Source organism: Bradyrhizobium sp. LB14.3, from assembly GCF_040547985.1.
GTDB lineage: Bacteria > Pseudomonadota > Alphaproteobacteria > Rhizobiales > Xanthobacteraceae > Bradyrhizobium.
In genome coordinates this window covers 127,626-151,550 of sequence record NZ_JBEPQT010000015.1, presented here as the reverse complement: position 1 = coordinate 151,550, position 23,925 = coordinate 127,626, and the positions used below count along the sequence as shown (strand labels likewise).

Annotated in this window: 18 protein-coding genes, 2 tRNA genes and 1 pseudogene; 18 read left to right on the top strand and 3 right to left on the bottom strand. The window is 64.1% G+C overall.

From position 1 onward, the window contains the following. Positions 1 to 57 precede the first annotated feature (57 nt). From ABIB00_RS25165 to ABIB00_RS25155, 3 genes and pseudogenes are all read left to right on the top strand, one after another. Positions 58 to 2,301: an O-linked N-acetylglucosamine transferase, SPINDLY family protein gene (locus tag ABIB00_RS25165; protein WP_354106221.1), complete on the top strand. Its 2,244-nt coding sequence runs from the start codon at positions 58 to 60 to the stop codon at positions 2,299 to 2,301. Between the two features lie 137 nt (positions 2,302 to 2,438). After that, positions 2,439 to 4,681, top strand: a pseudogene (locus ABIB00_RS25160) (O-linked N-acetylglucosamine transferase, SPINDLY family protein). 135 nt (positions 4,682 to 4,816) lie between these two features. After that, complete coding sequence (locus ABIB00_RS25155) at positions 4,817 to 5,350, top strand: DUF805 domain-containing protein (RefSeq protein ID WP_354106220.1); 534 nt, start codon at positions 4,817 to 4,819, stop codon at positions 5,348 to 5,350. Here the strand turns inward: ABIB00_RS25155 and ABIB00_RS25150 are convergent. Then, positions 5,347 to 6,381: a cysteine synthase A gene (locus ABIB00_RS25150; RefSeq protein ID WP_247353443.1), complete on the bottom strand. Its 1,035-nt coding sequence runs from the start codon at positions 6,379 to 6,381 to the stop codon at positions 5,347 to 5,349. The genes ABIB00_RS25155 and ABIB00_RS25150 overlap by 4 nt on opposite strands. Positions 6,382 to 7,151: 770 nt before the next feature. Between ABIB00_RS25150 and ABIB00_RS25145 the strand changes: the two genes are divergently transcribed. The 7 genes from ABIB00_RS25145 to ABIB00_RS25115 all read left to right on the top strand — a co-directional run bounded on the left by ABIB00_RS25145 (position 7,152) and on the right by ABIB00_RS25115 (position 17,768). After that, complete coding sequence (locus tag ABIB00_RS25145) at positions 7,152 to 8,603, top strand: efflux transporter outer membrane subunit (RefSeq protein ID WP_354106243.1); 1,452 nt, start codon at positions 7,152 to 7,154, stop codon at positions 8,601 to 8,603. Next, positions 8,593 to 9,987, top strand: coding sequence for an efflux RND transporter periplasmic adaptor subunit (locus tag ABIB00_RS25140; protein ID WP_354050611.1), 1,395 nt, complete (start codon positions 8,593 to 8,595; stop codon positions 9,985 to 9,987). Before ABIB00_RS25145 ends, ABIB00_RS25140 begins: the two co-directional genes overlap by 11 nt. Positions 9,988 to 10,023: 36 nt before the next feature. Next, entirely contained in the window at positions 10,024 to 13,173 is a 3,150-nt protein-coding gene (locus ABIB00_RS25135; protein ID WP_354106219.1) for an efflux RND transporter permease subunit, read from the top strand. After that, positions 13,173 to 16,277 carry an efflux RND transporter permease subunit gene (locus tag ABIB00_RS25130; RefSeq protein WP_354106218.1) on the top strand — a complete coding sequence of 1,035 codons (3,105 nt, stop codon included), beginning with the start codon at positions 13,173 to 13,175 and terminating at the stop codon, positions 16,275 to 16,277. Before ABIB00_RS25135 ends, ABIB00_RS25130 begins: the two co-directional genes overlap by 1 nt. Positions 16,278 to 16,318: 41 nt before the next feature. Then, complete coding sequence (locus ABIB00_RS25125) at positions 16,319 to 17,053, top strand: tRNA-uridine aminocarboxypropyltransferase (protein ID WP_247445679.1); 735 nt, start codon at positions 16,319 to 16,321, stop codon at positions 17,051 to 17,053. Between the two features lie 172 nt (positions 17,054 to 17,225). Continuing rightward, a complete protein-coding gene (locus ABIB00_RS25120; protein WP_354106217.1) occupies positions 17,226 to 17,477 on the top strand; it encodes a hypothetical protein in 252 nt (83 codons plus the stop codon). Positions 17,478 to 17,694: 217 nt separating this feature from the next. After that, positions 17,695 to 17,768: transfer RNA gene (locus tag ABIB00_RS25115), tRNA-Cys, on the top strand. On the opposite strand, the gene ABIB00_RS25110 is transcribed toward ABIB00_RS25115, so the two are convergent. Then, positions 17,737 to 17,889 carry a hypothetical protein gene (locus ABIB00_RS25110; RefSeq protein WP_247353429.1) on the bottom strand — a complete coding sequence of 51 codons (153 nt, stop codon included), beginning with the start codon at positions 17,887 to 17,889 and terminating at the stop codon, positions 17,737 to 17,739. The genes ABIB00_RS25115 and ABIB00_RS25110 overlap by 32 nt on opposite strands. A 68-nt stretch (positions 17,890 to 17,957) precedes the next feature. Here ABIB00_RS25110 and ABIB00_RS25105 point away from each other — a divergent pair, with 68 nt between their 5' ends. Next, on the top strand, positions 17,958 to 18,104 hold the full coding sequence (locus ABIB00_RS25105) for a hypothetical protein (RefSeq protein ID WP_354106216.1): 147 nt from the start codon (positions 17,958 to 17,960) through the stop codon (positions 18,102 to 18,104). An 85-nt stretch (positions 18,105 to 18,189) separates the two neighbouring features. On the opposite strand, the gene ABIB00_RS25100 is transcribed toward ABIB00_RS25105, so the two are convergent. After that, entirely contained in the window at positions 18,190 to 18,384 is a 195-nt protein-coding gene (locus tag ABIB00_RS25100; protein WP_354106215.1) for a hypothetical protein, read from the bottom strand. A 257-nt stretch (positions 18,385 to 18,641) separates the two neighbouring features. On the opposite strand from ABIB00_RS25100, the gene ABIB00_RS25095 reads away from it, so the two are divergent. The 7 genes from ABIB00_RS25095 (at position 18,642) to ABIB00_RS25065 (ending at position 23,911) form a co-directional block, all read left to right on the top strand. Further along, positions 18,642 to 18,902 (top strand): hypothetical protein, encoded by a 261-nt coding sequence (locus tag ABIB00_RS25095; protein WP_354106214.1) that lies wholly within the window; start codon positions 18,642 to 18,644, stop codon positions 18,900 to 18,902. A 570-nt stretch (positions 18,903 to 19,472) separates the two neighbouring features. Then, the gene (locus ABIB00_RS25090; protein WP_247353421.1) at positions 19,473 to 19,841 is read left to right on the top strand and encodes a hypothetical protein; all 369 of its coding nucleotides are present in this window, start codon (positions 19,473 to 19,475) and stop codon (positions 19,839 to 19,841) included. A 133-nt stretch (positions 19,842 to 19,974) separates the two neighbouring features. Beyond that, positions 19,975 to 20,049: transfer RNA gene (locus ABIB00_RS25085), tRNA-Asn, on the top strand. Between the two features lie 211 nt (positions 20,050 to 20,260). Continuing rightward, complete coding sequence (locus ABIB00_RS25080) at positions 20,261 to 20,440, top strand: hypothetical protein (RefSeq protein WP_247353419.1); 180 nt, start codon at positions 20,261 to 20,263, stop codon at positions 20,438 to 20,440. A gap of 135 nt (positions 20,441 to 20,575) precedes the next feature. Beyond that, entirely contained in the window at positions 20,576 to 21,238 is a 663-nt protein-coding gene (locus tag ABIB00_RS25075) for a protein-L-isoaspartate O-methyltransferase family protein (protein ID WP_354106213.1), read from the top strand. Between the two features lie 214 nt (positions 21,239 to 21,452). Further along, positions 21,453 to 22,838 carry a TolC family outer membrane protein gene (locus tag ABIB00_RS25070; RefSeq protein WP_354106212.1) on the top strand — a complete coding sequence of 462 codons (1,386 nt, stop codon included), beginning with the start codon at positions 21,453 to 21,455 and terminating at the stop codon, positions 22,836 to 22,838. A 305-nt stretch (positions 22,839 to 23,143) separates the two neighbouring features. Continuing rightward, entirely contained in the window at positions 23,144 to 23,911 is a 768-nt protein-coding gene (locus tag ABIB00_RS25065) for a PopZ family protein (RefSeq protein ID WP_354106211.1), read from the top strand. The last annotated feature ends 14 nt before the right edge of the window (positions 23,912 to 23,925 follow it).

Sequence of the window (23,925 nt, the reverse complement as noted above, 5' to 3'; positions counted from 1 at the left end):
CCGGCCGGGCTTGCGAATCAGTTAGACTCTTCCCGGGCCATCCTCCGGAGAGACACCTTGCAGAGCAGCGGCGCCGGCGCGCGCGCATTCCAGAATGCGCGATTGCAGAAGAAATTGATGAAGCAGGCGGACGCCGTCCTCTCCGCCGCTGCGGCCGCCTATGGCCAGGGCCGATATGCCGAGACCGAGACGCTCTGCAGTGAGATACTCAAAGCGCTTCCGGATCATGTCGATGCTACGCACCTGCTCGGCATGTGCGCGCATGACGGCCGGCGCCTGGAGGAGGCGCAAGAGCTGCTTGAGCGCGTGATTGCCATCGATCCCCGTTTGCACGATGCCCATAATAACCTCGCGACCGTGCATTTCGACCTCGGCAACTACGAGGAGGCGCAGCGGTGCCAGGAGAGGGCCATCGCGCTGAAACCGAATTTCGCGGTCGCGCTGACCAATCTCGGCAACACGCTGATGCATTTGGGGCTGTTCGGACAGGCAATCGATCTGCACGAGCGCGCAATCAAGGCCAAACCGGACTGTGCCGACGCGTTCTGCAATCGCGGCATGGTCGAGATGATGATTGGACAGTTCGCGCGCGCCAAGGACAGTTTCGATCGCGCCCTGCTGTTTCAGCCGCATCACGCGGAGGCAATCGTCGGCAAGGGCATGGTCAGCATGGAGCTTCGGCACCACGACGAGGCGGCGGCCAAGTTTGCCCTGGCGCTCGCGATCAAGCCCGGTTCGCCGAGAATCCTGGCCCAGCGCGGGCGGCTCCATTTCGAACTGTCGCGCCTGGACCAGGCGCTCGCGGATTTCGATGCGGCGCTTGCGATTTCGCCCAAGCTCGAACTGGCCCTCCGGGGCAAGGCACAGACCTGCCTCCTGCAGGGAAAGACCGCGCAGGCCATTGCGGCCGCCACGAGCTTGATCGAGCAAAATCCGCGCTCCGAGATCGGAGTGGCCCTGATGGGATTCGCTTATTCACACCAGGGCGAGATCGACACCGCGATCGAATATCTCGATGCTGCGCTGGCGATCAGACCGGACTATTCCGAAGCGATCAGGGGCAAGATCTTCTTGCAGGACTACCGCGCAGAGGCCGATTTCGTGGTCCAGCAGGCGGTGCGAAGAGATTGGTGGGACTTGATCGGCGCCAAGCTGCCGCGACGGGAACTGCCGAAGCGGCCGCTCGATCCCGAAAAGCGGATTGTGGTCGGCTATGTTGCCTCTGAATTCCAGCAACACTCGGCGGCGCTCACCTTGCTGCCGGTGTTGAATCATCATGATCACGCCCGATTTGAAATCATCTGCTATTACTGCTGGCCGGCACAGGATGAGTACACCGCCAAGTTCAAGTCACTGGCGGACGTCTGGGTCGACGCCTGGCAGCTGTCGGACGACGAACTGGCCGATCGTATTCAGGCGGACAATGTCGATATCCTGATCGACGTTTCGGGGCACACGACCGGTAACCGGCTCCCTGTTTTCGCGCGGAAGCCTGCCCCCATCCAGGTCACGGGCTTCGGACACGCGACAGGCACGGGCCTTCAGACCATGGACTATGTGCTCGCGGATCCCATTTTCATTCCGCCCTCGGTTCGGCATTTGTTTGCCGAGAAAATCCACGATCTGCCGTGCCTGATCACGATGGAGCCGGTCTCGGATCTGCAGCCCTCCGAGCTTCCGATGCTTCGCAACGGCTACGTTACCTTCGGTGTGTTTAACCGCATCTACAAGATATCGGATGCTGCGATCCGTGTCTGGTCGCGCGTGATGCGAGAGGTGCCGGGATCCAAGATCATCCTCAAGCACGGTCTGCTCGACGATCCCTTGCTGCGCGATAGCCTGATCGCGCGTTTCGTGGCACTGGGCATTGCCGAAGAGAATATTACCTGCATGGGCTCGACCTCGCGCAACGACCATCTGCTGGCCTTTGCCAAGGTCGATATTTCCCTCGATACGTTCCCGCAGAATGGCGGCATCAGCACCTGGGAATCGCTCTACAAGGGCGTTCCAGTCGTAGCCAAGCTCGGCAACGGGGCCTCCTCGCGCGCCGGCGCCTCCATCGTGGCTGCCGTCGGTCTCGGCGACTGGGTCGCAGAGGATGACGAGGGCTACGCCGAGATCGCCTGCAGATACGCGGCGCAGCCCTCTCATCTGGCGAAGCTGCGTGCCGAGTTGCCGGCCCAGATCGCAGCTTCGCCCGCCGGCAATGTCGAAATCTACACGCGGGAGGTCGAGGCGGGCTATCGCCAGTTCTGGCGCGACTATTGTGCCGCCGCCTCCGAAGGCGGCGACGTTGCGTAGGCAGCCCGCACGAAGCTGTTTCTGAGCCAGTTCCTGCGTGATAGCCGGAAATCCCGGATGTTGCCGGGCCGGTTGACCGGCCGGTGACGCTTGCGAATCAGCTAGACTCTTCCCGGTCCATCCTCCGGAGAGATACCTTGCAGAGCAGCGGCGCCGGCGCGCGCGCATTCCAGAACGCGCGATTGCAGAAGAAATTGAAGAAGCAGGCGGACACCATCATCGCCGCTGCGGCGAGCGCCTATGGCCAGGGCCGATATGCGGAGACGGATGCTCTCTGCCGCCAGATCCTGCAAGCCGTGCCCGATCATTTCGACGCCACTCACCTGCTCGGCCTGTGCGTGCGTCATGGCGGGCGCATCGAGGAGGCGCGACAGCTGCTCGAGCGTGCGGTCGCGATCGATCCGCGTTCGCACGAGGCCTATAACAATCTCGCGACCGTGCACCTGGACCTCAAGCAATTTGATGCAGCCCGCGCATGTCAGGAGAAGGCGATCGCGCTGAAGCCGAATTTCGTGCTGGCCCTCACCAGCCTTGGCAATACTTTGCTCCACATGAGCCTGCCCGAACGGGCCATCGAACTGTACGATCGCGCCATTGCGCTGAAGCCAGACTATGCCGACGCACTTTGCAACCGTGGTATTGCCGAGCTGGCGCTGCACCGGTTCGACCGCGCCAAGCAAAGTTTCGATCGCGCCTTGTTGTTTCAGCCCCGTCACGCGGAAGCGCTCGTCGGCAAAGGCACGGTCAGCATTGACCTCAAGCACTACGATGAGGCGGAAGCCGCGCTCGCAGCGGCGCTCACGATCAGGCCCAATTCGGCCAAGGCCCTGGCACACCGCGGACGGCTCAATCTCGAGCTGTCGCGGTCGGAACGGGCGGCCGCGGATTTTGATGCAGCACTTGCGCTTTCGCCCAAGCTCGAGGTGGCCTTGGAAGGGAAGGCGAAAGTCTCGCTCAACGCTGGGAATACGGCGCAGGCGATCCTGGCCTGCACGACCTTGCTCGAGGAAAATCCGCGCTCCGCGATCGCCATGACGCTGCTGAGCGCCTGTTTTGCACAACAGGGTGAGATCGCATCCGCGATCGAACATCTCGAGGCCGCGCTGGCAATGGCGCCGGATCATGCGGACTTGATCGCGCGGAAGATCTACTTTCTGGACTTTCTCTCCGATGCCGATTTCGCGGTCCAGCAGGCCGCGCGAAAACATTGGTGGGACGCGATCGGCGCCAGATTGCCGCAACGGAAGCTCTCACCCCGGCAGCTCGATCCGGACAGAAGGATCGTAGTCGGATATGTCGCTGCCGAGTTCTGGTACACTCGGCGGCGTTCGGCCTGCTGCCGGTGCTGCGCCATCATGATCACACCAGGTTCGAGATCGTCTGCTACTCGTGCTCGCCGTTACGGGACGAGATGACCGACAAATTCAGATCGATGGCGGACGTATGGGTCGACGCCTGGCAGCTTTCGGACGACGAACTGGCCGATCGCATCCAGGCCGACGGGATCGATATTCTGATCGACGTGTCCGGGCATTCGACCGGCAACAGGCTCCCTGTTTTCGCGCGGAAGCCGGCTCCCCTCCAGGTCTCCGGTTTCGGACATGCGACCGGGACCGGGCTTCAGACCATGGACTATTTGCTTGCGGATCCGATTTTCATTCCGCCGTCGGCGCGCCATCTGCTGGCCGAAAAGGTTCATGATCTGCCGTGTCTGATCACGACCGATCCGATCCTGGACGTGCCGCCTTCGGAGCTTCCCATGCTCCGCAACGGCTATGTGACTTTCGGCGTGTTCAACCGCATCTACAAGATCTCGGATGAGGCCATCCGCGTGTGGTCGAAAGTGATGCGAGCGGTGACCGGATCGAGGATCATCATCAAGCATACTCTGCTCGACGATCCCTTGCTGCGCGACAGCCTGGTCGCGCGGTTCGTGGCACGGGGCATTGCCGAAGAAAATGTCATCTGCCTGGGCTCGACCCCGCGTCATGAGCATCTGCTGGCGTTTGCGAATGTCGACATATCGCTCGATACGTTCCCGCAAAACGGTGGCGTCAGCACCTGGGAGTCGCTCTACGCGGGCGTGCCCGTCGTGGCCAAGCTCGGCAACGGCGCCTCGTCGCGCGCCGGCGGCTCGATCGTGGCTGCCGTCGGTCTCGACGACTGGGTCGCAGAGGACGACGACGGCTATGCCGCAATCGCCTGCCGATATGCGACACAGCCGGCGCATCTGGCGAAGTTGCGCGCGGAGTTGCCGGCTCGGATCGCGAGTTCGCCCGCCGGCAATGTCGAAATCTACACGCAAAGGGTCGAGGCGGGTTATCGCCAGTTCTGGGGCGACTATTGTGCCGCGGCTTCGAAGGTTGGCGAGGGCGCCTGACCCTGCCGTCCGCGGCGAAGCATTAAATTGCGCATGCCAGCTTAGTCGTCCGGAAACCATGAGCTGGCGTACGGGTGCGCCGGTTCACGGCTCGGAAAGCTGTTTCTGTGCCTATGGCGCCAAAAGGGTGCGCCAATGCTCGGTTTCGTCTTCGGCTTGAACGCCCGGCTCGGGCGGCTGCATTTCTTCCTCGCCTCGGTCGCGCTTGCGATCGTGATGACGGCGATCTGCTTTGCGATCGCAATGGCCGTGCTGCGCAACACCTCGCCCAGTGCGATCCGGCCGGAAGACCTCACCAGGAGCTGGGCGATCATCGCTGCGATCGTCTTCTTCGGAGTGGCGACCCTGACACTGCAATCGATGCGCATCCGCGACATCGGCTGGGATCCGGTCTGCGTGGTGCCGGCCTGGTTCGCGCTCATGATCGTCGATCATGTCGTCGCGGGCCGGTTTCCGGCCTGGGCGATCGGGCGGGAGCACCAGGCAACGGCGGTCGGCGCGCTCGTCAACCTCGTGCTGATGCTCGCGCTCATGTTCTGGCCGACCGGCCACAGCGAAAGCTCCTACGGCGCTCCCCTTCCGCCGCGCACGCGCGAGGTCACGCCCTCGCTATCGAACGAGCGTCTCGCGCGGGTGTCGCAGGGATCGTCGCGGTCGACCTGGGGCTAGACGAACGGCAGCTTGATGTTACTGCGCTTCTCCAGCCATTCCGGCACCGGAAGGTTCTTGGCGCGCATGAAGTCCGCGTTGAACAGCTTCGACTGGTAACGGCTGCCGGAATCGCAGAGCACGGTGACGATCGTCTTGCCCGGTCCGAGCTGCTTTGCAAGACGCATCGCGCCGGCAATATTGATGCCGGTGGAGCCGCCGAGACACAGGCCTTCGTGCTGGAGTAGTTCGTAGATCACCGTCACCGCTTCGGCATCGGGAATGAGATAGGCGTCATCGACCTTCGCGCTTTCGACGATTGCGGTCGCCCGGTTGAGGCCGATGCCTTCGGTGATCGAGCCGCCCGGCGTCGCCTTGGCATCGCCCGTTCTGAAATACTCATACATGCCGGCGCCATGCGGATCAGCGCAGGCGATCCTGACGTCCTTGCTCTTCTCTTTCAGATAGCGGCTGATGCCGGCCAGCGTGCCGCCGCTGCCGACCGAGCAGACGAAACCGTCGACCTTGCCGCCGGTCTGGTCCCAGATCTCGGGGCCGGTGGACTCGTAATGCGCCTTCGCATTGTCGAGGTTGTTCCATTGGTCGGCGAACAGCACGCCATTAGGCTCGGTCTTGCGCAGTTCGTCGGCGAGACGGCGGCCGACGTGCTGGTAGTTGTTCGGATTGGAATAGGGCAGGGCCGGCGATTCCAGGAGCTCGGCGCCGCACAGCTTCAAAAAGTCCTTCTTCTCCTGGCTCTGCGTTTCCGGGATCACGATCAGCGTACGGTAGCCGCGGGCGCTCGCGACGACCGCAAGCCCGATGCCCGTGTTGCCGGCCGTCGCTTCCACCACGAGGCCCCCCGGCTTGAGCTCGCCGCGTTTCTCCGCCTCCAGGATCATCCATTTGCCGGCGCGGTCCTTGACCGACTGGCCGGGATTCATGAACTCGGCCTTGCCCAGGATGGTGCATCCGGTCAGTTCGGAAGCACGCTTGAGCTTGATCAGCGGGGTGTTGCCGATGGCTTCGACAACGTCGTTTTTGATGGTCATGTCAGGGGAAATCACTGGCAAAGGGGTTGATCAGGTTGGCCAGAACCTAGTGCTTGGGAGGCAAAAGGGGAAGGCTTTTGCGCTGCGGCGAAACAAGCGGAAGTGCCCGCCGAAGCAGTGACATTTTTCCGTGCAGCAATCGCCGAGGATGAATGCTGGGCTACGTGGCGGGCTTCGGTAGGAGGATATGGCCGGTCTCTGCCTGGACATGGAAAATAACGGTCGTCGTCAGCACTCTCACGACCCATCCTCGCCTTTGGCCGGGACGCGCCGATGTCTGCGAGCGTGGATAACGTGCGGAAGGCGGCAGACATATCTGCGCGACGGATGCCTATTCGTTTTCGACAATCGACTTCGTGCGACTGGTCCTGGCCTGGCTTCTGGACTGCGCTGAAGCAGCATCGCGAGCGGTGCGGGCGGATTGAGGGGATTGGCATCGGTGTGGCGGCAATATCACATGAAATCTTGGTAAGCTTGAACGCGCTCCGGAACGGCATTGGAATTCAAGAAACACCTGCAGGACAGTGGCTTTTATGTTTTCATAGTTTTGGAATCGTCGCATTTTGGCGGCCATCTCGCAACTGCGGGACTGTCCCGCTGTTCCGCGCCCGGCTAGGATGGGTGTCCGGTTCCGCAGAAAGCATCACCGCTGTGAACGAGTTATCCAGAGACCCCCAACTGTCCCGCCGCGAATCGGCTAATCCGTCGCGATGGCGGCTCGATCTGCCCGGCGGGGGGTGGATGTGACACAGGATGTTCCTGCGATCGCCATGTGGCGGTCTCCAGGTTCCGCGTCCCGGACGCGGCGCGCGACGCGCTGGCTTGCAGTGCTTTGCCTCGCCGCCGGTTCGGGCGCTTGCGTGCTGACGCAGGATCTACCGGATCCGGCGCTCGACGTTCCCACGCAGTACAAATACGCCGTCAAGGCCGATGCGCCGCCCACGCTGGATTGGTGGCGCGGCTTCCGCTCGGCGGAGCTGACGCAACTGATGGAGGAGGCGCACACCGTCAACCTCGACATCGCCGCCGCCGTCGCGCGCATCGTCCAGGCCGACGCTCAGGCGCGGCAAGCGGGCGCGGCACTGCTGCCGAGCCTGTCAGGGGGCGGGTCGGAGACCTATTCGCGCACCTCGGGCTCGTCGTCCTCCGGTCTCACCAATGGCGGCCGCGAGGTCGTCAACTACTCGGCCTCGCTCAGCGCGAGCTACCAGCTCGACTTCTGGGGCCAGAACCGCGATGCGCTGCAAACGGCCGAAGAGACCGCCAACGCCAACCGCTTCGACCGCGACGTCGTCGCGCTGACGACGCTGGCAGGTGTCGCCAATGCCTATTTCCAGGTGCTGGCCTCGCAGGACCGCCTTCGCACCGCCCAGCGCAACATTGCGAGCGCCCAGCGCATCCTCGATGCCATCCGTGAGCGCCGCAAGGCCGGCACCGGCACCGATCTCGACGTCGCACAGCAGGAGAGCGTGCTCGCCAACCAGAAGGCGCTGGTGCCGCCGCTGCGGCAGATGCTGGACCAGAACGTCAACGCGCTCGCGGTGCTGGTGTCGCGGCCGCCGGAGAGCGTGCGTGTGCTCGGCGGCTCCCTGAACAACATCGCGATCCCGCGCGTCACGCCCGGCCTGCCGTCGGAGCTGCTGACGCAGCGGCCGGATATTCGACGTCAGGAGGCGCAGCTTGCCTCGGCCACCGCGAACATCGGCAATGCCCGTGCGCAGTTCTTTCCGACCATCCAGCTCACCGGCAATGGCGGCTATCAGAGTTCAGCGCTGGTGTCGCTGTTCCAGCCGCATGCAGCGTTCTTCCAGCTCGTCGGCAGCGCGGCGCAGCCGATCTTCGACGGCGGCAAGATCCTCGGCAATTTCGAATTTGCCAAGGCGCGGCAGGACGAATTGCTCCAGACCTACCGCAAGACCATCATCCAGTCGTTTGCCGATGTCGACAATGCGCTGTTCTCGATCAAGCAGACTACGATCAAGCTGCAATTGCAGCGTGATGTCCTGACCGCCTCACGCCGCGCGTTCGATCTCTCCGAGCAGCAATTGCGCGCCGGCACTGCCGACATCGTGACCGTGCTCAATACCCAACTGACCCTGTTTCAGGCGGAAGACGCGCTGTCGCAGGCGCAACTTGCCCGGCTTCTTGCTATCGTCAGCCTGTATCAGGCGCTCGGCGGCGGCTGGGAGCCGAGGATGGAGAAACCGGTCAATGCTCTTTAAGCCGGACACGAAGCAAGGCGCGAAAGAAGGGACGGCGAAAAGGTCGCGCGGCCGCGGCTTCGTCATGACCCTGATCACGCTCGCGATCCTCGGCGGGCTTGGCTATCTCGGCTGGACCGCTACGCATCAGCAGCCGCAGGCGAACAACCGCAACCAGCGGCCCGATCTGCCGGTGCCGGTGCTGGCGGCGAGCCCGCGGGTCCAGGACGTTCCTGTCTATCTCGACGGCGTCGGCGCGATCCGCGCACTCAACACCGTGACCGTGCGCTCGCAGGTCGACGGCAAGCTGATCGCGGTCAACTTCACGGAAGGCCAGGAGGTCAAGAAGGGCGACGTGCTTGGCGAGATCGACCCGGCGCTCTATCAGGCGACGTATGACCAGGTCGTTGCCAAGAAGGCGCAGGACCAGGCCCAGCTCGCCAATCAGCGTATCGACCTTACGCGCTACGAGCAGCTCGCAGCGTCCAACGCCGGCTCCAAGCAGCAAGCCGACACCCAGCGCGCACTGGTCGCACAGACCGAGGCGCTGGTGAAGGCCGACCAGGCCGCGATCGACAATGCAGCGGCGACGCTGAGCTACACCAAGATCGTGGCGCCGCTCTCGGGTCGCGCCGGCCTGCGCCAGGTCGACCAGGGCAACATCATCCACGCCTCCGACACCACGGGCCTCGTCGTCATCACGCAATTGCAGCCGATCGCGGTGTGGTTCAGCCTGCCGCAACAGCAGATCATGCGGGTCAACGCGGCTGCGTCGAAGGGCACGCTTGCGGTCGACGTATTCGGCAATGACGGCATCACCGTAATCGACACCGGCAAGCTCACAGGCATCGACAACCAGGTCGATCAGACCACCGGCACGCTCAAGCTCAAGGCCGAATTCCCCAACGCCAATTACCAGGTCTGGCCGGGCCAGTTCGTCAATGTCCGCCTCAAGGTCGAGACCTTGATGCAGGCACTGGTGGTGCCGACCTCGGCCGTGCAGCGCGGACCGATCGGCACCTTCAGCTATGTGATCAGCGAGGACAATGTCGTCTCGGCCAAGCCCGTGACGGTGACACAGCAGAACGAGCATGACGCCGTCATTGCGAGTGGCCTGTCGGCGACCGACAAGGTCGTCACCACAGGCTTTGCCAATCTGTCCGACGGCTCCAAGGTGGTCATCGGCCGCGACGACCAGACCCCGTCGGCCGATCTCGCACCGCGCAAGCGCTCGCGCGGGCCGGATGGTCAGAAGAAGGATGGTGCAAAAGACGGCCAGAAGGACGGACAAGGCAAGGACGGCGAGTTTCGCGCCAAGCGGAAGAGCAGCGAAGGCGACCAGAAGGGCCAGACCGGACCGGCACCAGGGCCGGGAGCATCGGGAAGTGGAGCCAAGCAGCCATGATCCCGACAACAGCCGCCTGAGCGGCAGGCGTATCCCATGGGCGTCTCCGAACCCTTCATCCGACGGCCGATCGCGACCTCGCTGCTCGGCATCGCGCTTCTGATCGGCGGGCTGCTGGGCTATTTCGCGCTGCCGGTCTCTGCGCTGCCGCAGGTCGATTTCCCGACCGTGCAGGTGACGACGCAATTGCCGGGCGCGAGCCCCGACGTGATCGCCTCGCTGATCACCGCGCCGCTGGAGCGGCAGCTCGGCCAGATCCCGTCGCTGTCGGCGATGAACTCGACGAGTTCGTTCGGCGTCAGCCAGATATCGCTCCAGTTCGATCTCAACCGCGACATCGACGGCGCGACCCAGGATGTTCAGGCCGCGATCAATGCCGCGGCCGGCGTCTTGCCAAAAACGCTGCCTTATCCGCCGACCTACGCCAAGGTGAATCCGGCCGATGCGCCGGTGATGACTTTGGCGCTTCGCTCCGACACGATCTCGATGCGGGCGATGAGCGACATCGCGGACACGCTTTTGGCGCAACGTTTGAGCCAGATCTCCGGCGTCGGACGGGTCTCGGTGCTCGGCGGGCTGAAGCCGGCGGTTCGCATCCAGGCGGATCTGGCGCGGTTGGCTGCCTACGGCATCGCCATGGAGGATCTGCGCACCGCGATCGCCAATGCCAACGTCTCGGGGCCGAAAGGCTCGCTCGACGGCGCACAGCAATCCTACATCATCGCCGCCAACGACCAGATCGCCGCCGCCGACGCCTACAAGCCTGTGATCATCGCGTACCGCAACGGCTCGCCTGTCACCATCGCCGACGTCGCGCAGATCGTCGACGGGCTGGAAAACGACCGCACCGGCGGCTGGTACCAGGGTTCGCCTGCCGTCATCATCGACATCCAGCGTCAGCCCGGCGCCAATGTGATCGACGTCGTCAGCCAGATCCGCGCGGAAATCCCAAAGGTCCAGCGCGCTATTCCGGCCGGGGTGAACCTCACCATCGTCTCCGACCGCACCGTCACCATCCGTGCCTCGGTCCGCGACGTGCAGTTCACGTTGATCCTGAGCGTCGTGCTGGTGACGCTGGTGGTGCTGCTGTTCCTGCGCTCGCTACGCGCCACGCTGATCGCCGGCGTAGCGCTGCCGCTGTCGCTGATCACCAGCTTCGGCATCATGTATTTCGCCGGCTTCAGCCTCGACAATCTGTCGCTGATGGCGCTCACGATCGGCACCGGCTTCGTCGTCGACGATGCCATCGTGATGATCGAGAACATCGTCCGTCACATGGAGAACGGCGACGGCGCGATGGAGGCTTCGCTCAAGGGCGCCAGCGAAATCGGCTTCACGGTGATCTCGCTGACGGTGTCGTTGATCGCGGTGTTCATCCCGCTGTTGTTCATGTCGGGCCTTGTGGGTCGCATGTTCCGCGAATTCGCGCTGACGCTGACGATCGCGGTCGTGACCTCGGCCGTGGTCTCGCTGACGCTGACGCCGATGATGTGCTCGCGGCTGCTCAAGCACGCTCATGAGGAACTGGCGGTACCGGGACTGGCTGCGATCAGCCGCTTCATCGACCGGACCGTCGAGGGTTATCACCGGACGCTGCTGTGGGTGCTGGAACGTCAGCGCGCTACGCTGGTCGTGACTTTTGCTACGCTGGTGGCAACCCTGGTTCTCTACGTCGTCGCGCCGAAGGGCTTTTTGCCGCTCCAGGACACCGCCTCGATCACGGCGGTGACGGAAGCCGGTGCCGACGTGTCGTTCGCGGAGATGCAGAAGCGGCAGGGCGAGGCCGCCGACGCCATCAAGACCGACCCTGATGTGACCGGCGTGGTCTCGGTCATTGGCGCCGGCTCGGTCAACCCGACCACCAATGTCGGGCGACTTGTCATGACGCTGAAACCTCGTGGCGAGCGGCGCGACGATGTCAGCGCGGTTATCGCCCGTCTGAAGGAGAGGGTATCAGGCATCCCCGGCATGACCGTCTATTTCCAGCCGGTGCAGGACGTGCAGATCTCGACCCAGTCGAGCCGCTCGCAATACCAGTACACGCTGACCGGCACCGACGCGGCGCTGGTGTCGGAATGGGCGCGCAAGCTGGTCGCCGAGATGCGGCGCGATCCGCTGTTCCGCGACGTCTCCTCGGAGGCGCAGGAAGGCGGATTGCGGGCGCAGCTCACTGTCGACCGCACCCGCGCCGGCCAGCTTGGCGTCAGCCTGCAGGGCGTCACCGACACGCTCAACGACGCCTTCGCGCAGCGCCAGATATCGACCATCTACGGCCAGGCCAACCAGTACCGCGTGGTGCTGGAAGCGCTGCCGATGTATCAGCGCGATCCCTCGATCCTGTCGAAGCTTTATCTGCCGGGCGGGGCGAGCGCGACCACCGGCGCGCCCAACGCGCAGGTGCCGCTGTCCGCCGTCGCGACGCTGACCCGGACCACCGCACCGCTGGCGATCTCGCACCAGGCGCAATTCCCGTCGCTCTCGCTCAGCTTCAACCTCGCGCCGGGCGCGGCGCTCGGCGATGCCGTCGAGGCCGTGAAGACCATCGAGACCCGGATCGAGATGCCCAACAGCATCGTCGGCGTCTATGCCGGCGACGCCGCGGAATTCTCCAAGGCGCTTGCCGGTCAGCCCTGGCTGCTGCTCGCCGCGGTGATCACGATCTACATCGTGCTCGGCGTGCTCTATGAGAGCTACATCCACCCGATCACGATCCTGTCCACGCTGCCGTCAGCCGGCGTCGGCGCGATCCTGGCGCTGATGCTGTGCGGGCAGGACCTCTCGGTGATCGGCCTGATCGGCATCATCCTGTTGATGGGCATCGTCAAGAAGAACGCGATCATGATGATCGACTTCGCGCTCGAGGCCGAGCGCCGGCAAGGGATGTCGCCGAACGAGGCGATCGTGCAGGCTTGTCTGTTGCGCTTCCGTCCGATCATGATGACGACACTGGCCGCGCTGTTCGGCGCGCTGCCGCTGGCGATCGAGAGCGGCACCGGCGCCGAGCTGCGCTTTCCGCTCGGTATCTCCATCATCGGCGGTTTGCTGCTGAGCCAGTTGCTGACGCTCTACACCACGCCGGTGATCTACCTCGCGCTCGACCGCATCAACCGCCGCCTCGAGCAGGCGCTGCCGCCGGCGGAATCCGGCGGCCCGCCCGTCGCGGGCGCGACCGAGGGGATGCAGTGATGGCATCGATCTCGGAGCCCTTCATCCGCCGCCCGGTCGCGACCACGCTGCTGTCGATCGGGTTGTTCCTGCTGGGTGGGGTCGCCTACGAGTTCCTTCCCGTCGCCTCGGTCCCGAATGTCGATTTCCCCGCCGTCTTCGTCTCGGCCAGCCGTCCGGGCGCCGACCCCTCCGTGATGGCCGCGACGGTTGCGTCGCCGCTGGAGCGCCGGCTCGGCGAGATCGCGGGCATCAACCAGATCACTTCGACGTCGTCGCTCGGCACCACCAACATCCAGCTCCAGTTCGACATCGGCCGCAACATCGACAAGGCCGCGCGCGACGTGCAGGCGGCGATCAACGCATCGCTGGTCGACCTGCCGAGCGACTTGCCGACGTTGCCGCGCTTCCGCAAGGCCAACACCGCCGGCGCCCCCGTGTTCGTGCTGGCGCTGACCTCGAAGACGCTGTCGGCGAGCGCGATCTACGACGTCGCCGATACGGTGCTGGCGCAGCGCATCTCGCAGGTGCCGGGCGTCGGCGACGTCACGGTTTCCGGCGCCGATCAGCCAGCGGTGCGGGTGCAGCTCAACCCCGTCGCGCTGTCCAACGCCGGCATCGCCACCGACGACGTGCGGACTGCGATCATCAATGCCAACCCGCTCGGTCCCGTCGGCATCTTCAACGGCGAGCGCCAGAGCGAGACGCTGTCGCTCAACAAGCAGATGCGGACGGCGAAAGAGTTCCGCGACATCGTCATCAAGAGCTCGAACGGCAATTTCGTCCGGCTGGCCGACGTCGCCGACATCGAGGACGGCGTCCGCAACGCCCGCTCGATCGCCTGGTTCAACAAGCAGCCAGCGGTGCTGATCCAGATCACCAAGCAGGGCGATGCCAACGTCATCGACACCGTCGACCGGGTGAAGGCGCTGATCCCCGAGTTGAAGCAATGGATCCCGGCCGGCGTCGATATTTCCACTTTGGTCGATCGCACCAGCACGATCCGCGCCAGCGTGCTCGACATGCAGTGGACCTTGCTCGCGACCGCCATCCTGGTGATGGTCGTCGTGTTCGTGTTCCTGCGGCGGCTGACGCCGACGATCGCGGCTGGAATCTCCGTGCCGCTGGCGCTGGCCGGGACCTGCGCCGGCATGTGGGTCGCGGGCTTCTCGATCGACAATCTGTCGCTGATGGCGCTGGCGATCTCCGTCGGCTTCGTGGTCGATGACGCCATCGTCATGATCGAGAACATGTACCGCAATCTCGAGCACGGCATGCGGCCGCTCCAGGCGGCATTGGACGGGGCCCGGCAGATCGGCTTCACCGTTGTGTCGATCAGCCTGTCGCTGATCGCAGCCTTCACGCCGCTGATTTTCATGGACGGCATCGTCGGCCGGCTGCTGCGCGAGTTCTCGCTGACGCTGACCTTCGCGATCCTGGTCTCGACCCTGGTGTCGCTCACGGTGACGCCGATGATCTGCGCGCATTACATTCGGGAGGCCACGTCCGGGACGGCGACCCTGTTCGACCGCATCATCGAAGGCTCGCTGTCGCGCATCGTCGCGTTCTATACCCGCACCCTGCGCACTGTTCTCGAATATCCGCTGCTGACGCTGCTGGTGTTCTTCGCCACCATCGGCCTCACAATCACGCTCTACATCAAGATCCCCAAGGGCTATTTCCCGACCGACGATTCCGGCTTCGTCATCGGCGCGACGCGCGCCTCGGCAGACATCTCGTTCCAGTCGATGCTGAGCCTGCAACAGCGGCTCGCCGACATCGTGATGCAGGACCCGGCCGTGGCCGGCATCGGCTCGACCGTCGGCAGCGGCGGCGGGCCGGGCGGCGCGACATCCAATCGCGGCATCATGTACATCAGCCTGAAGCCGCCGGAGGAGCGCGACCACGTCTCGACCCAGGTGGTGATCGACCGTCTCAGGCGCGCCCTGTACCCGGTGCCCGGCATCCGCCTCTTCATGTTCGCCGCCCAGGACGTGCGCGCCGGCGGCCGACAGAGCGATTCCGACTATCAGTACACGCTGACCAGCACCGATCTCGGCCTGTTGCAGAAGTGGGCTCCCATTGTGGCCAAGCGCATGGAGAGCGTCGAGGGCATCACCGATATCTCCAGCGACCGCGATCCCGGCGGACTTCAACTGACCCTGTCCATCGACCGCCAGAAGGCCTCGGCACTCGGCGTCCGTGTCCAGGACATCGACAACGCGCTCAACAACGCCTTCTCGCAGCGGCAGATCGGGATTATCTACACCCAGCGCAACCAGTACATGACCGTGCTGGAGATCGATCCGAAATTCCAGGTCGACCCATCCAACCTCGAACGCATCTATGTCGCCGGCGCGGGCGACGCGCAGGTGCCGCTGTCGACCGTGGTGCATGCGACGCGCGGGCTCGCCGCGCTCGCGGTCTATCATTCGCAGTCGTTCCCATCGACCACGGTGTCGTTCAACCTGCTGCCGGACGTGCAGATCCAGGCCGCAACGCAAAACATCCAGCGCGCGGTCGAGGAATTGCACATGCCGGAGGGCATCCGCGGCAGTTTTGACGGCAATGCCGGCGATTTCGCCAAGACCAGCGGCCGCCAGCCGCTCCTGATCCTCGGCGCGCTGGTGGCGATGTATATCGTGCTCGGCGTGCTCTACGAGAGCCTCGCCCATCCGCTCACGATCATCTCGACGCTGCCCTCGGCGGGCCTCGGCGCTCTTCTTGCACTTCAGATCACGAACACGCCGCTGACGGTGATCGCCTTCGTCGGCATCATCCTGTTGATCGGCATCGTCAAGAAGAACGGCATCATGATGGTGGATTTCGCGCTCGACGCCGAGCGCCAGCGCGGCCTGTCCTCGGCGGAGGCGATCTTCGAGGCCTGCCAGGCGCGCTTCCGCCCGATCCTGATGACGACCATGGCGGCATTGTTCGCCGGCATTCCGCTGGTGGTCGCGACCGGCCCCGGCACGGAGCTGCGCCGTCCGCTCGGCATCACCATCATCGGCGGGCTGTTCGTCTCCCAGATCCTGACACTCTACACCACGCCCGTGATCTACCTGCTGATCGACCGCCTGCGCCGGCGCTCCGAGCCGCGCCCGCTGGCCGCGCCGGCTGAATAGGCAGGTTGTTGAACCGCCGTGCAAAGCGTATAGCGGCGGCCATGTCGAACCTCACCGCCGCCACGCCGGCCGATCCGATCCCTGAATGCCCGCACTGCCAGAAGCCGATGCCGCTGTGCATCTGCGACAGCGTCACGCCGCTTAAGAACCGCCTTGGGCTCCTGATCCTGCAGCATCCGCAGGAGCAGGACAGGGCACTCGGAACCGCCCGGCTGCTTGCGAAGCATTTCGCCGATGCCACCTTGCGCGTCGGCCTGTCCTGGCCGAGCCTGTCCAAGGCGCTGGGGCAACCGATCGAGAACGCCTCGCACTGGGCCGTGCTCTATCTCGGCTCGGCGCACGCCGCCGATCTCGGGGCCGAGGGCGAAATCCTGGCGCTCAACCGCAAGGGCGAGGTCGCGGACAACCAGCGAGCGCTCCTCGGCAAGCTCGAAGGCGTGGTGCTGCTGGACGGCACCTGGAGCCAAGCCAAGGCACTGTGGTGGCGCAACCCCTGGATGCTGAAATGCCAGCGTGTCATCCTTAATCCGGCCGCCCCCTCGCGCTACGGGCGCCTGCGCAAGGAGCCGCGGAAGGACGGACTGTCGACCATCGAGGCCGCCGCGACGATCTTCTCCGGTCTGGAGAAGCGCCCCGACATCGCCGAGACGCTCAATGCCAGTTTTGAACGGATGTTAACACGCTACCGCGAGGTCCAGACCGAGATGCCCGAATTGGCGCCAAAGCCGGTGGCCAAGGACCGGCGGCGCGGTGTCCGGCGGGGCAAGCGAGCCTGACTTCGGCCTGGATCATTCGTACGGTCGATTGCCCCGCGAGGGACGGACAGATAGAGACGATCGGCCAACAGGCCGCGATCTGCTATCCTGTCGCAGCGCCGGGAGCGGAAGGGGCCGTCGAATTCAGCTTGCAGCGAAGGAGATCCTTGCCCCGGGCGGCGCGGTTCGATCGTTGGGGCACGCTCGCCCTGATGGACATTTCGCTGCCAGCGTCGGTACGGTCTATGCGGCACTGTTCAAGCAGGACGTCACGAGCTTTCTGCCGCCCTTCGCCGTCGGCCTGATCGTCTGGACCCTGATTGCGACGACGCTTCAGGAAGGCTCAAACATTTTCGTGGCGTCGGGCCATCTGATCAAGGCGGTGCCGGCACCGACCTGCTTGAAGATGCGGCCGATCGTGAGCTCGTCCCAGATTACGTCGTAGTCATCCGGTGCGGTTTCGCCGCCGATGACGTTCCGGCGCATGGAGAGATCGTCGGTCATCGCCCTGCCAAATCACGCCGCCGCAGGCTGCGCAAGAACGAAGCGCGCACATGCATTTCAGAACTGCTGCGGAATTGGCATTTCAGAACTGTGCTCCAAGGCGGCCCGACGGCAGTTGCCTAACCCGTTGATCTCAGGTAACGATCCGCCCTCGTTGGGGCCACGTGGCGGAGTGGTTACGCGCCGGTCTGCAAAACCGTTTACTCGGGTTCGAGTCCCGACGTGGCCTCCATCACAACCTCTTGATATTTCAGCAAATATTCGATTGCGTCGCGGGTGCCATTGGTCGCGCGCAGGCGCTGCCGCTGGCCGCGGACACCGGGTTTGCCCGGGGCCTGGCGGAAATCCGCCATTCAGCCCCGCTGGCATAGTCTTCGCATCAGCGAAGTGATGCATTTCCCGTTCGAGCGCTGGAGAGCAGGTGAGCGAAATCGTCCGATTTGTCCCGAAATCCGAGCTGGAGCGGGCTCGCCTCATTCGCGAGGCCCGCGCGATCTACGACAGCATCTTTCCGTCGGCCGCAGCCGACCTAACGCCGCAGGACAACGGGGACCGCGTCAAGAGCTGATCGCGGCCGCGCCGGGTTGTCGGCGTAGGGACCATAGCAAAACGCCCGCTAAGCGCGGGCGCATCCGTTCACTGTGAAGATGGCCTCAGCAGGCCGCGTACCAGCCCTCGGGAAAGGGCAGGAGAGGCCAGGCGCCCTCGTTATCGTTGGCGGCCTTGGGCGTTGCGGCGTACGTCCACGAGCGGGGCACGAAATCCTCCTCCGACGCGAACGCCGGATCTTCATGGACCATGGCGTCCTGGACGGCATCCAGCAGCAAGTTGAATTCGGCTTCGCTCATCACACCCTCCGGACCGCGGATGGCGCACTGTCGCAAAGACGGTTTGTTTCCCGATTGAGCCGATCGTTCGCATTTTAACGATCCGGCGATCAGGTCCCGATTGGTTAGCGATTCATGAAAATCCCCGCGCGAACCTTAGGTTCCTGCCGAGCGCCGTCAGTGTGAAGGAGATCACATCCGCGGCGGTTTAATTCTCCTACCCCTGCGCAACCGGCCAATTCAGGCCGGGGCGGGCAGGGCAGAACGGGAGATGGGTCATGAAGGCGAGGTTCTTGCGGTTTGCGGGCGTGAAAAGCCGGGCGCATCGCGCCTCGACGCTCGGGCTGTTCCTGACTCTGTTTGCCTCTGCGGCGCACGCCCAGGGAACAGAGGAGCAACGGCGGGCCTGCACGCCCGACGTCTACCGGCTCTGCGCCGGCGAGATTCCCAACATCCGCGGCATCACAGCCTGCCTGCGCCGCAACCGCGCCAGCCTGAGCGAAGCGTGCCGCGCCGTGTTCGGCCAGGCCGGCGGCTGAGCGGCCTGTGGGTTTGTGCGCAGCAAGTGGCTCGCGCGCGCTCACGAATCCAGCATAGTCGGCCTGTGGATATGCTGCGGATAGGCTGTGGAGCAACGGCGTGCCGCAGATGCCGCGCGTAGATGCGTCTGCAGCTCGTCATATCTTTGTCAAACGATCTCACCGGATAATTCGCCGATCGTGCAGATCGCTGCCGCCGTCAAGATTATTTGGTTCTTCCGAATTCGGAATTGCATGTCTCGCCATCCCGTGCGGGATGCGTCGCCCAGAGGGGCATATCGCGATCGTCACGAGCAACGGCGCCGCAGTGCCGGCGCCCACGCCGGAGAAAACAAACTCCGCCGATCTATGAATGCCGGTTCATTGCTGCGGAGAATTCGAATCGATAAGAACTGGCTCGTTGCGTGTCTCGCGTCGCGTAACGAGCCGGAGCGCGGATCGATAGATCGCGTCTTGAACCTTCCGATTGCGCCCCGGACCAATCCCTCAAGGCAACGCCATTGGTTGCCGCGGCGCCTGCGCCGATCGACGTCAGGCGCCGGAGCCCTGTTTCGATCGGGGGAATTTTATATGAAGTATTTTCTGTCTGCACTGATCGCGATCGGTCTATCGATTGCCGCCGCGCCGTCATTCGCGGCTGACGCCCGTAACGTCACCGTCGTCAACGAGACCGGCTATGCCATCAAATTCCTGGGCTTCAACGCCCCGGACGATGGCATGGACGAATGGGACAACGAGCTCGACAAGGTTTTGCAGAACCAGGCGAGCACCTATGTCGAGTTCGACGATGACGACGATGGTTGTGTCTGGAACGTCCGCGTCGACTGGCAGAACTATGACGAGACCGTGCTCTGGAAGAACGTCAACCTCTGCAAGTTCACGGCGCTTCGGCTGCGCTACGATTCCGGCACCAAGACCACCTCGTTCATTGCCGAGTAACTTGACCTGACATGGCCCGAGGAGGGGCCGCGTGCCCTTCCTCGCCGCAATGCGCAAGATCGCGAATTCGTCCTTTGCAAGCGCAAGCGGCTTTGTTATACGCAGCCGCGCGCGAACGACGAGTTCGCCCTTTTCCTCGGTAGCTCAGCGGTAGAGCATCCGACTGTTAATCGGATGGTCGCAGGTTCGAATCCTGCCCGGGGAGCCATTCCATCGCAAATTCAGTGGGTTATGTCCGCGCCTTCGCGCGATTCGTGATCGCGTTGCGACGATCGCTGAACACCGTTTCCTCGATCTCCGCGTGGAATCACGTTCAATCAGGTGTGTGCAATGGCACGGACGCGCCATCAGGGCGGCGCCAAATCGACTCAATTGGAACCGAGCTTCGCCAGTGCCGGATTTTTACGGAGCTGATTCCCATGCCAGACATCCAGGTCGATCGTTACCAAATGGCTCCCTCGATTCTGCCGGCGGACATCCCTGAACTCAGCGACGATGAATGCCTCGCCTGCCTGGCGCGTGCGGTCGAGACACACGATTCGGCGCGGCTGGACGAAGTCGCCGCATTGATCGGCCGGCTCGCGGTCACGATCGAATAAGCCTCGCGTTAGACGTTGCGAGTTGCGGAAGGCCCCGGTCTGCGGGGCCGACGGCCATGTTGCGTTTTTGCCGGGCATGTTCCAAAGATGCCGCAACTTTCGTCCGCGGCATCGTCCGCCTTGCAGGGTCCGCAAATGTCCGGTTTCTCCACCGCGCGCCTAAAAATGGTCGATGGCCAAGTGCGCACCAGTGATGTCACCGACCGTCGTGTTCTCGACGCCATGCTCATGATTCCGCGCGAGGCCTTCGTGCCGGTGGCCCGGCAGGCATTGTCCTACCTCGACCTCGATCTCGACGTCAGCGAGGGCGGCGCCAAGCGCTTCCTGATCAAGCCGCAGCTGACCGGCAAACTGCTCCAGGCCGCCGAGATCGGCGAGGGTGACAACGTGCTGGTCGTCGGTTGCGCCACGGGCTACCTCGCCGCGCTGACCGCCAAGCTCGCCCGCCAGGTCACCGCGACGGAATGCGATTCGGCCTTGGCCGCGAAAGCCAAGGACACATTCGCCGCCCTCGGGCTTGCCAACGTCGCCTGCAAGGCTGCGGCCTGCAGCGAGGGCGATGCCGCTGCTGCTCCCTATGATGTTATCGTCCTCAACGGCGCCACCGAGGTGGCGCCGGCAGGGCTGCTCGGGCAGCTCAAGGAGGGGGGGCGACTGCTGGGGGTCTCTGCCGAATCCAGGCCGCCGCGCGCCATGATCGTGACCCATACCCACGGGGAATTTGGCCATCGGGCGCTGTTCGATGCCGCTGCCCCGGTCCTTCCGGGGCTGGAACGGGCCGCCGCCTTCGTCTTCTGACGGCCGTTTGGAGGCTTTGGCCTGTTAAAATCCCGTTCTGAATCAGAAGTGTGGCCGGGATGCTGCACGTGAAGAGTTTCCACCGGGAACTACCCTTGGGTAGTTCCGTCGCGCTTGACCGCGTCCTATGTTGCCACGGGGCAACGACTCCACTCGTAGACGGTAACCACGCTCGCGGGCACGAGCTTGGCGTTAGAATGAACGGAATTTTTGGATGCATGGGGTGAAGCTCTTCACCGGAGCTGCGGTTTCGGTCCTGTTGCTGGCGCTTGCCGGGCCGACGCCTGCCTTGGCGGATACGATCGAGGCTGCGCTGGTGCGCGCCTATCAGAACAATCCGCAGCTGAACGCACAGCGCGCCCAGGCGCGCTCGACCGACGAGAACGTGCCGCAGGCGCTGTCGGGCTACCGCCCCAAGGTCAATGTGACCCTCGGCACCGGTTATCAATATCAGGATACCCAACAATTGCAGAAGGGGGCGACGTTCAATGGCGTTCTTCAGCCCAACAGCGCCAGCCTGACCGTCAACCAGACGCTCTACAACGGCAATCAGACTGCCAACAGGACGCGCGCGGCGGAGAGCCAGGTCTCGGGGTCCCGCGAGGCGTTGCGTGTGCTCGAGCAGACGGTCCTGCTGCAGGCCGCCACGAGCTACATGGACTTCCTGCGTGACTCGGCAACTCTCGAGGTTCAGCGCAGCAACGTTCGCGTGCTCGAACAGACGCTCAAGCAGACGCGCGATCGCTTCAATGTCGGCGAGGTGACGCGCACCGACGTGGCGCAATCCGAAGCGCAGCTGGCTGCCGGCAGGACCCAAGCCCTGACTGCCGAATCGAATCTCACGACGACGCGCGCGAATTTCCGCCGGATCATCGGAAACGATCCGACGAACCTTGCCCCGGGCTCGCCGGTCGATCGCTTCCTGCCCGCGAGCATCGCCTCCGCGGTCAATCTCAGCCTGGTGGAGAACCCCAGCGTCACGGCTGCGATGTACGGCATCGACGTCAACTATCTCCAGGTCAAGATCAACGAGGGTGCGCTGCTGCCGACGGTCACGGTCCAGGCTGGTGTCAGTACGGCGTACCAGCAGACCCTGTCGGTTTTTCGAACGAATACCGCGTCCGCCATCGCGACAGCTTCCATCCCGATCTATCAGGGCGGCGCGGAATATTCGCTGATCCGACAATCGAAAGAGAACCTGGCGCAGCAGCGCCTGAATCTCGAAACCACCCGCGATCAAACCCGCGCCAACGTTGTGCAGGCCTGGGGTCAGTTGGAAGCGGGCAAGGCGCAGGTGCAATCCGCGCAGGCGCAGGTCACGGCCTCCGAGATCGCGCTGAACGGCGTGCGCGAGGAAGCCAAGGCCGGCCAGCGCACCACGCTCGACGTGCTCAACGCGCAGCAGGCGCTTGTGAACGCGCGCGTTGCGCTCGTCACTGCCCAGCATGACCGCGTGGTGGCGTCCTATTCGGTGCTCAACGCGGTCGGTCGTCTCGCGCCTCAGGTGCTTGGCCTTGCGACCACGGTCTACGATCCCAGCGTGCACTACCAGCAGGTTCGCGATAGCTGGGCAGGCGTGCGTACGCCTGACGGACGCTAAAGTCCCGTAGTCATCCGGTCGGCCTCGCAAACAGCCGAGGCCAACCGGTGCTTTGCTTGCAATCATCAAAACCCCTGACATAGCCTTGCCAAGACGATGCGGGTCGATTCGCTCCGCACCTGATGTCGCGTCCGTAAAGCTTGAGTGCCAAGGGCAGGGGCGCACCGCTGCACGTTGAGCCGTGAACTGGGGACAAGTCGGGCTGCCGCGTCGAAAACGGCGGGCCACCCATCCGGAACCGGCCAATCCTGTCGTGCTTGGTGTAAAACAACGCATGCGAGGGCGTTGATGATGTGGAGTCGGAAATGACGCAGCCTGCAAAGGTCACAGAACCCTCGATGGAGGAGATTCTGGCCTCGATCCGGCGCATCATTGCCGACGATGAGGCCAAGCCGCCGCAGGCTGATGCCGCCAAGCCCGAGAAAGCTGCCGCCCCCGCCGCGCCGCCGAAGCCGCAGGCGATCAGCGACATTCCGCCATCCAAGGTTGCGCCGGCCAAACCAGCGGCCGAGAAGCCCGTACCGCCTCCGGCCGCAAAGCCGGCACCGGCGCCGCCCTCCGCCGCCGCCGCCGCGGATGCATCCAACAATCAGGACGATATCGACGCGCTGCTGGCGGGCCTCGACACGGGCACGGCTGCGCCAGAAATCCGCGCTCCCGAGCCGGAGCCCGAACCTGAGCCCGACGTGCTGGAATTGACCGACGATATGGCGATGGCGATGGAGCCTCCGCCGCCGCCGAGCTTCCGCAAGGTCGAGCCGCGCGACGACCTCGAATTCGCCGAATCGCCGCCGCCGCGTCCGACGCCGGCCTCCTATGCGCCCGTGGACTACGATGCGCCGCCAATGCCGCCCCAACAGCCGATCCTGGCGCAATCGACCGTCTCGGCGGTCGAATCCGCCTTCAATTCCCTGGCCCACACAGTGCTCAGCAGCAATGCGCGAACGCTGGAGGACCTGGTCAAGGAGATGCTGCGTCCGATGCTGAAGTCCTGGCTCGACGACAATTTGCCCGGTCTCGTAGAACGCATCGTGAAGGCCGAAATCGAGCGGGTATCGCGCGGCGGCAGGTAGATCCGGCCGCAGGG